Origin of the sequence: Janibacter terrae NBRC 107853, from assembly GCF_001591405.1 — a bacterium.
Classification (GTDB): Bacteria; Actinomycetota; Actinomycetes; order Actinomycetales; family Dermatophilaceae; genus Janibacter; species Janibacter terrae.
Map to the genome: position 1 here is coordinate 830073 of NZ_BCUV01000007.1, position 13094 is coordinate 843166.

Sequence of the window (13094 nt, forward strand, 5' to 3'; positions counted from 1 at the left end):
GTCGCGCCACCCACACACAAGGAGCCCAGAGTTGAGCGAGTTGACGGTCACCGTGCTGCGCCTCGGCCTGCTCGTGCTCCTGTGGGTCTTCGTGCTGTCCGTCGCGTCCGTGCTGCGCACCGACCTCTTCGGCACGCGGGTGGTCAACCGCCGCCCCGCCCCACCCAAGAAGGAGGGGCGCCGCGCCAGCCGCTCCGAGGCCGGCGCCGAGGCGCCGCGCCGGGCGCCGCGCAACCCGCGCACGCCCACCCACCTCGTCCTGACGACCGGCCCGCTCACCGGCACCTCCCTGCCGCTGCGCGACTCCGGCGTGCTCATCGGCCGCAACCCCGAGTGCGCCCTGGTCCTCGACGACGAGTTCGCCTCGGGCCGCCACGCGCGCATCATCCGTGCCGAGGACGGGTGGTACGTCGAGGACCTCGGCTCGACCAACGGCACCTTCCTCGGCCAGTACCGCGTCGGTGACCCCGTGCCCGTCGAGACCGGGACCGCGATCCGGATCGGTCGCACGGTCATCGAGCTGAGGAACTGATGGCGCTGACCTTCCACTTCGCCGCGCGCTCCGACGTCGGTCTCGTCCGCAAGGACAACCAGGACTCGGGGTACGCCGGGCCGCACCTGCTCGTCGTCGCCGACGGCATGGGCGGGCACGCCGGCGGCGACATCGCCTCGGCGACCGCGATCACCGAGCTCGTCGAGATCGACCACGACTCGCTGACGGCCGCGGAGGCCTCGACCCGGCTCAGCCGTGCGATCACCTCGGCCAACACCGAGATCGCCCGCACCGCCGCGGAGCACAGCGAGCTCGAGGGCATGGGCACGACGGTCACCGCGATCATGCGGGCGAGGAACAAGCTGATCCTCGCCCACATCGGCGACTCCCGGGCCTACCTCCTGCGCGAGGGGCGGGTCACGCAGATCACCAAGGACCACTCCTTCGTGCAGACCCTCATCGACGAGGGCCGCATCACCGAGGAGGAGGCGAGCACCCACCCCCAGCGCTCGGTCGTCACCCGCGTGCTCACCGGCGCCGACGGTGACGAGCCCGACCTCGGCGCCCGCGAGGCGCGCCTCGGCGACCGTTACCTGCTGTGCAGCGACGGCCTCTCCGGCTTCGTCGCCCGCGACACCATCGAGGAGATCCTCGCCGCCGGCGCGGCCCCCGGCCGGACCGCCGACGACCTCGTCTCCCTCGCCATCCGCGCCGGGGCGCCCGACAACGTCACGGTCGTCGTCGCCGACGTCGTCGAGGCCGGGTCCGCGCCGTCCACCCAGCCCCAGGTGGTCGGCAGCGCCGCCCTGCGCCGCCCGCGCAAGCGCGTCGACACCTCCCCGGCCGGCAAGGCCGCCGCCCTCACCCGCACCGACGACGAGGACGAAGGGGTGGAGCTCGACGAGGAGGGCGCCACCAGTCGCCGGGGGCGCTGGGGCCGTCGGCTCGGCGGCCTGCTCGTCGTCGTGCTGCTCCTCGGCGCCGGCCTGTACGCCGGGTACGCGTGGACCCAGCAGCAGTACTTCGTCGGGGCGCAGGACGGCAAGGTCACGGTCTACCGGGGCGTGGCCGAGGACCTGGGCCCGATCTCGCTGAGCTCGGCCGTCGACCCGACCGACATCCAGCTGTCCGAGCTGCCCACCTTCTACCGCGACGAGGTCGAGGCGACGATCTCCGTCGACTCGCGCTCCGCCGCCGACCAGCGGGTCGAGAGCCTGCGCGTCGCCGCGGAGAAGTGCGGCCAGCTGCGGGCCACAGGGGAGCCCTGCGGCCGATGATGCGCGCCATCACGACGATCACCCCTGCCCGCGGCCGCAATGTCGAGCTGCTGCTCACCGCGCTCGCCATCGGCGTCGTGATCCTCGCCTACGTCAACGTCTCGGTCGCCGAGTCCGGCGAGGTCCCGCCGGACCTGCTCGGCCACACCGGCCTGCTCGCGGCCATCGCGCTCGTCGTGCACCTCGTGCTGCGCTGGCGGGCCTCCTACGCCGACCCGATCATCCTGCCGATCGTCACGCTGCTCAACGGCATCGGGCTGGTGATGATCCATCGGCTCGACCTGGCCGCAGGGCGAGACTTCAGCGAGGGGCTCGCGCTGCGCCAGCTCATCTGGTCGGGACTGGGTGTCGCCATCGCCCTCGTCGTACTGATCATGCTGCGTGACCACCGGGTGCTGCGGCGCTACACCTACACCGCCGGGTTCTTCGCGCTGCTCTTCATCACGCTGCCGCTCACCCCCTTCGGCCACTCCGTCTACGGCGCGAAGATCTGGATCAAGCTCGGCGCCTTCACCTTCCAGCCGGCCGAGGTCGCCAAGATCCTGCTCGCGATCTTCTTCGCCGGCTACCTCGTGCAGACCCGCGACATGCTGGCCCTCGCCGGACGCAAGTTCCTCGGCATCAGCTTCCCGCGGGCACGCGACCTCGGGCCGCTCGCCATCGCCTGGCTCGCGGCGGCCGCCGTCCTCGTGCTGGAGAACGACTTCGGCACCACGCTGCTGATCTTCGGGCTCTTCGTCGCGATGCTCTACGTCGCCACCGAGCGGGTCTCGTGGATCGTCCTCGGCCTGACGATGGCCGCGGCCGGCGCCTTCGTCGTCTACCAGTTCGCCTCGCACGTGCAGACCCGCGTCCTGTGCTGGACCGACACCTTCTCCGAGGAGGGCATGCAGCAGTGCGGCCAGCTGGCCACCGGGATCATGGGCATGGCCGCCGGCGGGATCTCGGGCACCGGCCTGGGCCGCGGCCGACCCTGGCTCACCCCGCTGCCGGAGTCCGACTTCATCTTCACCAGCCTCGGTGAGGAGCTCGGCCTCATCGGCGTCTTCGCGCTGATCATGCTCTACGCGCTGCTCGTCGAGCGCGGGCTGCGCTCGGCCATCGGCCTGCGGGACGGCTTCGGCAAGCTGCTGGCCACCGGGCTGACCTTCGTCCTCGCGATCCAGGTCTTCGTCGTCATCGGCGGCGTCACCCGGGTCATCCCGCTGACCGGCCTCACCCTCCCCTTCGTCGCCTACGGCGGATCCTCGCTCCTCACCAACTGGACCCTCGTCGCCATCCTGCTGCGCATCAGCGACCACGCCCGCCGCCCCGAGCCGGAGTTCGACCCGGCGTCGATGGACGAGCCGACCCAGGTGGTGAAGGCCCGGTGAACCAGCCCATCCGCCGCCTGTCGATGCTCCTCGCGATGCTCTTCGTCCTGCTGCTCGGGTCGAGCACGTGGATCCAGGTCCTCGGCTCCCAGGACATCAACGACCGCCCCGGCAACCGGCGCACCCAGCTCGAGAGCTATGCCCGCGAGCGCGGGCAGATCCTGCTCGGCGGCCGGCCGATCGCGCGCTCCACCCCGACGCAGGACGACCTGCAGTGGCAGCGCCGCTACAGCGAGCCCGAGCTGTACAGCCACGTCACCGGGTGGAACTCCTTCACCTACGGCCCCGGTGGTGGCATCGAGAGCGCCGCCGACGGCCTGCTCTCCGGCCGGGACGACCAGCTCTTCTACGACCGTGTGACCGGCACGATCGCCGGGCGCGAGCCCAAGGGCGCCAGCCTCGAGCTGACGATCAACCCCAGGGTGCAGCAGGCGGCCGACGAGGCGCTCGGCGACCAGCGGGGGGCCGTCGTGGCCCTCGACCCGCGCACCGGCGCGGTGCTCGCGATGGTCTCCCATCCCGACTTCGACCCGACGCCCCTGGTGAGCCATGACCCCGCCACGGAGAAGAAGGCCTGGGACTCGCTGAACAGCGACCCGGCACGCCCGCTCGTCAACCGGGCCATCGGCGGCAACCTCTACCCGCCGGGGTCGGTCTTCAAGATCGTCACCGCCGCCGCGGCCATCGAGGACGGTCGCTGGTCCGAGGACTCCTCGATCCCCGGTCCCGCCGTGCTCGACCTGCCCCAGACCGACGTCGGTCTGCCCAACTCGCACCCCGGCGCCTGCGGGCCGGACGACAAGGTGACCCTGGCCGTCGCCATGCAGGACTCGTGCAACACCGCCTTCGGCTGGCTCGGCATGGAGCTCGGCGGCGACGCGGTGCGCGAGCAGGCCGGCAAGTTCGGCTTCGGCGAGGACCTCGACATCCCGATGAGCGTCACGCCGTCGACCGTGCCCGAGGAGCTCAGCCCGCCGCAGGAGGCCCAGGTCGGCATCGGCCAGTACGACGTGCGGGTCACCCCGATGCAGGTCGCGATGGTGACCGCGGCGGTGGCCAACGACGGCGTCGTCATGAAGCCGCACCTCGTGCAGTCGGTGCTCGGCTCGGACCTGTCGAAGATCGACGAGACCAAGCCCGAGCAGCTGTCCAGGGCCATGGAGCCGGAGACCTCCGACCAGCTGACCGACATGATGAAGCTCGTCGTCGAGCAGGGCACCGGCACCCAGGGCGCCGTGCCCGGCTACAGCGTCGCCGGCAAGACCGGCACCGCCGAGCACGCGGACGACGAGGCGCCGCACGCGTGGTTCACCGCCTTCGCCCCGGCCGACAACCCGCAGATCGCCGTCGCGGTCGTCGTCGAGGAGGGCGGCCGGGCGGGCAACGAGGGCTACGGGGGCTCGGTCGCCGGGCCGATCAGCGCGGCCGTGATGAAGGCGGCCCTCCAGTGACCTGCCCAGCAGACGACCCCGACCACACCGGTCACCCGGACACACCGAGCACCTCGCCGAGGGAGAGCGCATGAGCACGTCAGCACCCCGCCTGCTCGGCGGGCGCTACGAGGTCGGTGAGCTCATCGGCCGTGGCGGCATGGCCGAGGTCCACCTCGGTCACGACACCCGGCTCGGTCGACCCGTCGCGATCAAGATCCTGCGCACCGACCACGCCCGGGATGCCGCCTTCCTCGGCCGGTTCCGCCGCGAGGCCCAGTCCGTCGCCGGGCTCAACCACCGCTCGATCGTCGCCGTGTACGACTCGGGCGAGGACCGGCACACCGAGGCCGGTGGGGCCGCCCTCGACATCCCCTACATCGTCATGGAGCTCGTCGACGGCTACACGCTGCGCGAGCTGCTCAACGACTCCGAGCACGGCTACCTCGATCCCGACGAGGCCGCGCGCATCGTCCAGGCGGTCCTCGAGGCACTCGCCTACAGCCACGAGATGGGCATGGTCCACCGCGACATCAAGCCGGGCAATGTCATGGTCACCGACGACGGCAGCGTCAAGGTCATGGACTTCGGCATCGCGCGCGCCCTCGCCGACACCCAGGCCACGATGACCCAGACCCAGGCCGTCATCGGCACCGCCCAGTACATCTCCCCCGAGCAGGCCCGCGGCGAGACGGTCGACCAGCGCAGCGACGTCTACTCGACCGGCTGCCTCCTCTTCGAGCTGCTCACGGGACGGACCCCGTACACCGGTGAGCCGATCTCGCTGACCTACCAGCACGTCAACGCCGACATCCCGCTCCCTTCGTCGATCAACCCCGACGTCCCGCCGCAGCTGGACGCGATCGTCCACCACGCGCTCACCAAGGACCGCGACGAGCGCTACACCGACGCGCGGTCGATGGCCGAGGACCTCAAGGCCTACCGCGGCGGCATGCCGATCAGCCCGGTCGCGACCGACAGCCTCGAGGCGGCCACCGCGACGATCCCGCTCACCGCGCCGCGAGCGGTACCCGTGCCGCGCACCGACCCGGACACCGCCTCCATGCCCGCGACCCAGCCGCGACGGCGCAGCGGGCGGCTGGGGTGGGTCTTCGCGGCCCTCCTGCTCATCCCACTCGCGCTGCTCGGGTGGTTCGCCTGGGACGCCGCGCAGGGACCCGACGTCGTCCAGGTCACCGTGCCCGGGGTCGTCGGCCGCGACGTGGACGCGGCCACGGCCGCGATCGAGAAGGTCGGGCTCGAGGTCGACGTCGAGCAGCGTGCCGACGAGGCCGCGAAGGGCGAGGTGCTCGAGCAGGACCCCCGGGAGGGGACCACCCTGCCCGAGGGCGAGACCGTGACGCTCGTGGCCTCGAGCGGCCCGGACCAGGTACCGGTGCCGAGCCTGTCCGGCAAGGGCCTCGCCGAGGCGACCCGCGACCTCGAGGCCGCCGGGCTCGAGCTCGGGACGGTGACCAAGGAGGACAGCCCGGACCAGACGACCAACCGGGTGATCTCCAGCTCGCCGGGGCCGGCCGAGTCGGTGGCCGCGGGCAGCGAGGTCGACCTCGTCGTCGCGAGCGGCAACGTCGAGCTCGGGGACTACACCGGGCAGCAGGTGGACGACGCGACGCGCGAGATCTTCGGGCTCAACCTCAAGGTCGTCCGCGAGTCGCAGGAGTCGGGCGAGGAGCCCGACACGGTGCTCTCGCAGCGCCCCGGCCCCGGCAAGGTCAAGCAGGGCAGCACGGTCACGCTCGTCGTGGCGCGGCCCCCGGGGCAGACGACGACGGCGACGGTCACCGAGACGCCCACGCCCACGTCGACCACGCCCTCGTCGACCACGTCGACCACGGAGCCGACGACGACCGACTCACCGACGACTGAGCCGAGCCCGACGTCCACGAGCCCCACGTCCGACCCGCTCACGCCGTCGTCCACGACGCCGCGACCGACCGGCCCGCCGACCAGCAGCACGACCCAGTCCCCCGCGAGCCCCAACCGGAGCCCATGACCCCGACGAGGTCACTCCGCGGGGTCGTCGTGACCGCGGGACTCGTCGAAGAAGACGTCGATCCGCTGGAAACCCTTGAGACGCTGCGCCTCCGCGTGGCGTGAGTAGGACCGCTGGTCGGCGGTGGTGAGCACGACCTGGTCGGTGAAGGGCGTGAGCAGCGCCCGCGGCCACAGGTGCTCCTTGCGCACGACGTTGACCTCGACGCAGAGCATCGTCACCACGGCCATCGTGTAGAGGAAGACGAGCAGGCCCAGGACGATGGCGAAGACCGAGTTGAGGTTGCTCGCCCCCTCGATGACCGTGCTGACGTAGAAGGCCCCCACGGTCTGCAGCCCCTGCCACGCGAGCGCCGCGAGGACCGCGCCGGGGAGCACGTCCCACAGGTCCAGCGGCCTGGTCGTCGCGATGACGAAGACGACCCCGAAGACGAGCGTGTTGAGCACGACCGAGGCGATGGTGATCGCCCACCCGGCGTAGCCGCCCGCGACGACCTGCTTGAGGTAGATCGTCAGGCCGGTGGTCAGGACGATCGTCACGCCGGCCACGAGGAGCAGGAGCAGCCCGCGCGCCCGGCTGGCGAAGGGGTTGGGCCGAGAGTTGCGCGGGATCATCCACGCCGTGTTGCTGGCGTACTGCAGCGCCTGGCCGACGCCGAGCCCGCCGTAGAGGGCGGCCAACCCACCGATGAGCAGGCCGAGCGGCCCTCCCCCGAGAGTGCCGGTCGAGGCGAGCTCGTCGCCGACGATCGGGAACTCCGACAGGGCCGAGTCGAGGATCGCCTGCTGCCAGTCGGGCTGGTCGCGGAGCACGAATCCGACGACCGTCGACAGGAGCAGCAGGGCCGGGAAGAGCGAGAGGAAGCCGTAGTACGTGAGCAGGGCGCACAGGTACCCGCCGAAGTCGTCGAAGAACTTGTAGACGACCCCGATCGGGAACCCGAGCACGGAGTGGCGCCGCTGCAGCCGGTCGAGCGGACCGACGCGGGGCTCGCCCACAGCAGCCCTGCCGCTCAGCCGGCGGCGACGGCGCGCGCGACGCCCTCGACGTCACGCACGAGCGGGGACATGCCGGCGCTGCGGCCCACGGCGTCGGCGTCGCCGGTCAGGGCGAGCCAGTTGGCGAGAATGCGGTGGCCGCCCTCGGTGAGCACCGACTCGGGGTGGAACTGCACCCCGTGGAGCGGCAGGTCCCGGTGGCGCGCCGCCATGATGACGCCGGACTGCGTGTGGGCGGTCGGCACCAGCTCGTCCGGCACCGTCGCCGGGTCGATCGTCAGCGAGTGGTACCGCGTCGCGGTGAAGGGGGACGGCAGGCCCGCGAGGACCCCCGCCCCGTCGTGCAGCACCCGGCTCGTCTTGCCGTGGAGCAGCTCGGGCGCGCGGCCGACGGTGGCGCCGAGGACGACGCCGAGGGCCTGGTGGCCGAGGCAGACACCGAGCATCGGCTGGGCGCGCTCCGCGCAGGCCTCGATCATCGCCATGGACACGCCCGCACCCTCCGGTGTGCCGGGGCCCGGAGAGACGAGCACCCCGTCGAAGTCCGCGCCGTCACCGGGGCCCAGTGCGTCATTGCGCACGACCGTGGTCTGCGCGCCGAGCTGCTGCAGGTAGCCCACGATCGTGAAGACGAAGCTGTCGTAGTTGTCGACGACGAGGATCTGGCTCACCGGCACAGTATGTCCCTCACTCGTTGTCGGCGACGGGCCGGGCGTGCTCCAGGCTCGTCCGACCGGCGAAGGGGGGCAGCTCCTTGTCGTCATCGCGCTGGACCTCGTAGCCCAGGCCGACCGCGTCGACGTACTGCTTGTAGATGCTCACGGCCGGGTCGTCGTCCAGTGCCTGCTGCAGCTCGTCCGGGTCGCCGATCGCGGTGATGGTGAAGGGCGGCGAGTACACCCGACCCTGGAGGATGAGGGTGTTGCCGACGCAGCGCACGGCGCTCGTGGAGATGACGCGCTGGTCCATGATCTGCATCGCCTCGGCGCCGCCGCGCCACAGCGCGTTGACCACGCCCTGCACGTCCTGCTGGTGCACGACGACGTCGTCGACGGTGAACCCCTCGGGGACCTCGCTCGCCTTGAGGTGAGCGTCGTCGAGGGTCACCGTGAGGGCGGGGCCCTGGACCGCAGTGAGCCCCGCCGGGGCGGCGTTGGCGCGGGTGGTGCGGTCGATCTGCCGCAGGCGGGAGCTGCCGGGGGCGGCGTCGGAGGTCAACCGGTCGACGTCGGAGCGCAGCGCCTCGACCCGTTGGCCGGAGCGCTCGTTGTCGATGGTGCGCTCCCGGATGACATCCGGCAGCCCGGTCGCCTCGCTGCGCAGGTCCGTGCCCCGCGCGGTCGTGCTGGAGGTCGCGAAGAGCAGGCCGGCGCCGACGGCGATGACCGGCACCAGGGCCGACCACCGGCTCGGGCGGTGCGTGAGCCAGGTCCGCACGGCGGGGACCCCCCTTCGATCGGTGACGACGGTCTCGACCTCTACGCTAGGCCACGAACCCGCACAACCTCGAGGAGCACCCAGTGGCGAAGTCGGCCGACGACGCGAAGGACACGACCGACCAGGCGGTCACCTCCGCCAGGAAGACCACCCGCAGCGCCGCCGAGCGCTCCGGCGACCCGCGCAAGCGGGCCACCGCCCAGAGCGAGGTCGACGCCGCCGAGGCCAGGGCGCGGCACAAGGTCAAGGCGCAGCGCGTGGGCAACCCCGGCTGGTTCACCCCGGTCATGCTCGGCCTGATGCTCATCGGCCTGGTCTGGGTCGTGACCTTCTACATCTCGCAGGAGCAGTACCCCGTCGAGTCATGGGGTCGCTGGAACCTCGGCGCGGGCTTCGCCTTCATCCTCGCCGGCTTCGCGATGACGACGCGCTGGAAGTAGCCGCCCGCCCTCGCTCACGACGAGAGGCCGCACCCGCTCACCGCGGGTGCGGCCTCTCGTCGTCCACACGTGCTGTGGACAACCCGGGTTATCCACAGGCTTGTTCACAGCTGGGGACAAATGACATCGGTGTAACTCCCCGGTTTCACAGGGTCCGTCGACCGGGGGCCTCAGGCGAAGGGACCGAGCACCGGGGCTGGGGACAACGCGTACCTGCCGATCCCCAGGGCCAGGACGACCACGAGCACGCCGATGATCCCCACCCAGGCGATCACCGGCTGCCGTCGGGTGCGCGAGAGCGCCAGGGCCGCGGCGATGACGCCGCCGGCGACGAGGCCGCCGAGGTGCGCCTGCCAGGCGACATTGGGCACGAGGAAACCGATGACGGCGTTGATGCCGATCGTCGCCACCATCGCCGAGCTGTCCCGGCCGAGGTGCCTGTTGAGCACGATGACCGCCGCGAAGAGCCCGAAGACCGCGCCCGAGGCACCCACGACCGGCACGTAGGCCTCTGGGTCGAAGGGGTCGACGGGCTGGAAGAGCAGCCAGGTCACCGAGCCGGCGAGGGCGGTGACGAGGTAGATCGCGAGGTAGCGGGCCCAGCCGAGCATCCGCTCGAGGTAGCCGCCGACCAGCCACAGCGCCAGCATGTTGAAGATGATGTGCATCGGCTGGTTGGGGCTGTGCGCGAAGGCCGAGGTGAGCAGCCGCCACGGCTCGCTCGCGCCGATCGCCGGAGCGAAGGCCACCTCCTGGAAGACCCGCGGGGAGACCAGCTCACCGACCCAGACCACGACGCAGACGGCGATGATGCCCATCGTCAGGTACGGCTTCTCGGCGGAGGCGCCGGCGCGCCCACCGAAGACCGTGACCCGGGGGCGGTCCGCCCTCGCCTGCTCGCGGACGCAGTCCACGCACTGGACACCGACCGCGGCGCTGCGCTGGCACTCCGAGCAGACGGGGCGCCGGCACCGCTGGCACCGGATGTAGGTGACCCGGTCGGGATGGCGCGGGCAGACGGGGACGTCGGTGCCGGAGCCGCCGCCCGGCACGCCGGACGGCGGCTGCGACATCGTGGATCAGTCCTTGACGATCTCGACGGACTCGATGACGACCGGCTCGACCGGCTTGTCCATCGCTCCGGTCGGGACGGCGGCGATCTTGTCGACGACCTCGCGGCTCGGGCCGTCGGACACCTCGCCGAAGATCGTGTGCTTGCCGTTGAGCCACGGGGTCTCACCGACCGTGACGAAGAACTGGGAGCCGTTGGTGCCGCGGCCCATCTGCTTGCCGGCGTTGGCCATGGCGAGCAGGTACGGCTTGGCGAAGGTCAGGTCCGGGTGGATCTCGTCGTCGAACGCGTAGCCGGGGCCGCCGACGCCCTGACCCAGCGGGCAGCCGCCCTGGATCATGAAGCCGGGGATGATCCGGTGGAAGCCCAGGCCGTCGTAGAACTTCGTGGGGTTGGAGCGACCGGCGTCGTCGGTGTACTCCTTCTCGCCCGTGGCGAGGCCGACGAAGTTGTCGACGGTCTTGGGAGCGTGGTTGGGGAACAGCTCGATGGAGATGTCGCCGTGGTTGGTGTGCAGGATCGCCTTCATGACGACCATCGTAGACACGGACGAAGGGGGGATGTGGCGCCCCCCACGCCTCCTCGGTTTCCCTGTCCGCCGATCCGGTGCAGGATGGGGGAGGTACCCGACTGCGCAGGAGGAAGAGTGTTCAAGCAGAACAACAAGGTCGAGACCGGGCGCGTACGCGCCCACGAGACCGCCGAGTCCGCATCCCTGAAGGTCCACGAGATCATCGACAGGATGGCCGAGCACGGTGAGACGGGTGCCGAGCGGGCCCACGTGCTGCGCGCTGCCGCCACCGAGCAGGCCGCCGCCACCCGCGAGAGCGCCGCCGCGCACGCCGCCGAGCTGCGCGCGCAGGCTCACGAGGCCCGCAAGCAGGCCGTCAAGGACGCCAAGAAGGGCAAGAAGGCCGCGCGCAAGCGGGGCAAGAAGGCCGGCAAGGAGGTCCACGACCTGCGCGACACCCTCGTGGACGACGTGCTGCCCAAGGTCACCGCGACCGCGACGACCCTGGCCGCGGCCGGTGTCGCCGCCGGGCGCAAGGCCGCCGACGAGGCCGCCACCCGCGCGCCCGAGGTGGTCGCCGCCCTGCGTGACGAGCAGGACCCCCGCATGGCCCTCGCCGCCGCCAAGGGGGAGCGGCCCCGCACGAAGCGTCGTGGCCTGAAGTTCCTGCTCCTCGCCCTCGTGGCCGGTGGCATCGCCGCCTTCGTCGCGAAGCAGAAGCAGGCGCCGAAGAAGGACCCGTGGGCGGTCCCCGCCGGCGACCCGTACAAGGCCCCGACGACCGGGCGGGAGTCGACCGTCGCCGCCCCGGCCGCGGCTCCGCTCGCGGAGAAGTCCGACAGCGCGCCCGCCCCGGCGAGCGACCCGCTGGCCGCGCCGACGGCGCTCGACCAGGACCCGCTGGCGGCACCGGCCACCCCGGTCGACGACACCCCGGAGGCCCGTGCCCAGAGCGCGGACGCCGACGCCGCCGAGGGCAGCGACGCCTGGAGCTCCGCGCGTGACTGGGCGGACAACTCGTCCATCCCGTCCGTCTCGGGGACCTCCGAGGGCACCGACCTGTCCACCGAGCACCTCGGTGGCGACCTGCCGGCCGAGGGTGACACCAAGGCCTGAGCCCCGCACGACGAAGGGGAGGTCCCACCGTGCGGTGGGACCTCCCCTTCGTCGTGCCCGGACCTACGCCAGGAAGTCCCCGACGAGCCGGTTGAACCCCTCGGCGTGCTCGATCTGCACCCAGTGGCCGCACTGGCCGAAGCTGTGCAGCTCCGACTGCTCGATGAGCTCGTGCAGGCGCAGCGAGGTGCTGAGCGGGATGACCTCGTCGTCGCGGCCGTGGATCACGAGCGTGGGCTGCGTCAGCTCGCGGATGTACTGGTCGGGCACGGTGAGCGCCTCGACCGAGCGCTGCCGCGGCGCCGGGAACATCGCGCTGAAGGCCTCGTGCACGCCCGGGCGCGTCGCGGCCGCGAGGCGGATCTTCGCCAGGTCCTCGGTGAGCCGGGACTTGTCGTACGCGAAGAGGTCCATGAGGTCGATCATGTTGGGCAGGCTGGGCTCGAAGCCCCACACCCGGTCCAGGCCCTCGGTGATCTCGAAGGGGACGCCCGCGGCACCCATGAGGACGAGCTTGGAGACCCGCTCGGGGTGGTGCACGGCGACGTTGAGGGCGAGCGCCCCGCCGAAGCTGTTGCCGACGACCGCGACCCGCTCCAGGCCGAGCGCGTCGAGCAGACCGACGAGGTGCTCGGTCCAGGTCGCGAGGTCGTAGGTGACGCCGTCCGGCCGCTCGGTGTAGCCGAAGCCGAGGATGTCGGGAGCGATGACGCGGTAGCGCTCGCCGAGGACCGGCAGGACGCCGCGCCAGTTGGCCCAGGCGCTGACGCCCGGCCCGGAGCCGTGGATCAGCAGGACCGGGTCGCCCGCCCCCACGTCGTGGTAGTTGGTGGCGATGCCGTTGACGTCGATCGTCTCGGCAATCTCTGGGTTGGCGGTCTCGACAGAGGTCATACCCCGCAATCTAGGGATGACCCGGATACGACGAAGGGG

The 13094-nt window shown here is 71.8% G+C and carries 13 protein-coding genes; 7 read left to right on the forward strand and 6 right to left on the reverse strand.

Going from position 1 to position 13094, the window contains the following annotated elements; all coding sequences use genetic code 11:
* The first annotated feature begins 31 nt into the window (after positions 1–31).
* The 5 genes from JT1_RS13650 to pknB all read left to right on the forward strand — a co-directional run bounded on the left by JT1_RS13650 (position 32) and on the right by pknB (position 6587).
* Positions 32–532: an FHA domain-containing protein FhaB/FipA gene (locus tag JT1_RS13650; protein ID WP_068327529.1), complete on the forward strand. Its 501-nt coding sequence runs from the start codon at positions 32–34 to the stop codon at positions 530–532.
* Positions 532–1770, forward strand: coding sequence for a Stp1/IreP family PP2C-type Ser/Thr phosphatase (locus JT1_RS13655; RefSeq protein ID WP_068327532.1), 1239 nt, complete (start codon positions 532–534; stop codon positions 1768–1770). Before JT1_RS13650 ends, JT1_RS13655 begins: the two co-directional genes overlap by 1 nt.
* The gene (locus JT1_RS13660) at positions 1770–3143 is read left to right on the forward strand and encodes an FtsW/RodA/SpoVE family cell cycle protein (RefSeq protein ID WP_068329274.1); all 1374 of its coding nucleotides are present in this window, start codon (positions 1770–1772) and stop codon (positions 3141–3143) included. Before JT1_RS13655 ends, JT1_RS13660 begins: the two co-directional genes overlap by 1 nt.
* Positions 3140–4594: a peptidoglycan D,D-transpeptidase FtsI family protein gene (locus JT1_RS13665; protein WP_068327536.1), complete on the forward strand. Its 1455-nt coding sequence runs from the start codon at positions 3140–3142 to the stop codon at positions 4592–4594. Before JT1_RS13660 ends, JT1_RS13665 begins: the two co-directional genes overlap by 4 nt.
* A 70-nt stretch (positions 4595–4664) precedes the next feature.
* Positions 4665–6587: a Stk1 family PASTA domain-containing Ser/Thr kinase gene (gene pknB, locus JT1_RS13670; protein WP_068327539.1), complete on the forward strand. Its 1923-nt coding sequence runs from the start codon at positions 4665–4667 to the stop codon at positions 6585–6587.
* Positions 6588–6598: 11 nt separating this feature from the next.
* Here pknB and JT1_RS13675 read toward each other — a convergent pair whose 3' ends face one another.
* From JT1_RS13675 to JT1_RS13685, 3 genes are read right to left on the reverse strand one after another with little or no spacing between them, the layout of a single operon-like run.
* Positions 6599–7585 carry a YihY/virulence factor BrkB family protein gene (locus JT1_RS13675; RefSeq protein ID WP_068327542.1) on the reverse strand — a complete coding sequence of 329 codons (987 nt, stop codon included), beginning with the start codon at positions 7583–7585 and terminating at the stop codon, positions 6599–6601.
* Positions 7586–7599: 14 nt separating this feature from the next.
* Entirely contained in the window at positions 7600–8256 is a 657-nt protein-coding gene (locus JT1_RS13680; protein WP_068329276.1) for an aminodeoxychorismate/anthranilate synthase component II, read from the reverse strand.
* 16 nt (positions 8257–8272) lie between these two features.
* Entirely contained in the window at positions 8273–9022 is a 750-nt protein-coding gene (locus JT1_RS13685; protein ID WP_068327545.1) for a DUF881 domain-containing protein, read from the reverse strand.
* Between the two features lie 83 nt (positions 9023–9105).
* Between JT1_RS13685 and JT1_RS17990 the strand changes: the two genes are divergently transcribed.
* Positions 9106–9462 carry a cell division protein CrgA gene (locus JT1_RS17990; RefSeq protein WP_082807681.1) on the forward strand — a complete coding sequence of 119 codons (357 nt, stop codon included), beginning with the start codon at positions 9106–9108 and terminating at the stop codon, positions 9460–9462.
* A 170-nt stretch (positions 9463–9632) separates the two neighbouring features.
* Here the strand turns inward: JT1_RS17990 and JT1_RS13695 are convergent, their stop codons facing one another.
* Both JT1_RS13695 and JT1_RS13700 read right to left on the reverse strand, forming a co-directional pair.
* The gene (locus tag JT1_RS13695) at positions 9633–10535 is read right to left on the reverse strand and encodes a rhomboid family intramembrane serine protease (protein WP_068327547.1); all 903 of its coding nucleotides are present in this window, start codon (positions 10533–10535) and stop codon (positions 9633–9635) included.
* A 6-nt stretch (positions 10536–10541) separates the two neighbouring features.
* On the reverse strand, positions 10542–11063 hold the full coding sequence (locus JT1_RS13700) for a peptidylprolyl isomerase (protein ID WP_068329278.1): 522 nt from the start codon (positions 11061–11063) through the stop codon (positions 10542–10544).
* Between the two features lie 117 nt (positions 11064–11180).
* Between JT1_RS13700 and JT1_RS13705 the strand changes: the two genes are divergently transcribed.
* On the forward strand, positions 11181–12161 hold the full coding sequence (locus tag JT1_RS13705) for a hypothetical protein (RefSeq protein WP_068327550.1): 981 nt from the start codon (positions 11181–11183) through the stop codon (positions 12159–12161).
* A gap of 63 nt (positions 12162–12224) precedes the next feature.
* Here JT1_RS13705 and JT1_RS13710 read toward each other — a convergent pair whose 3' ends face one another.
* Complete coding sequence (locus tag JT1_RS13710) at positions 12225–13055, reverse strand: alpha/beta fold hydrolase (RefSeq protein ID WP_068327553.1); 831 nt, start codon at positions 13053–13055, stop codon at positions 12225–12227.
* Between the last annotated feature and the right edge of the window lie 39 nt (positions 13056–13094).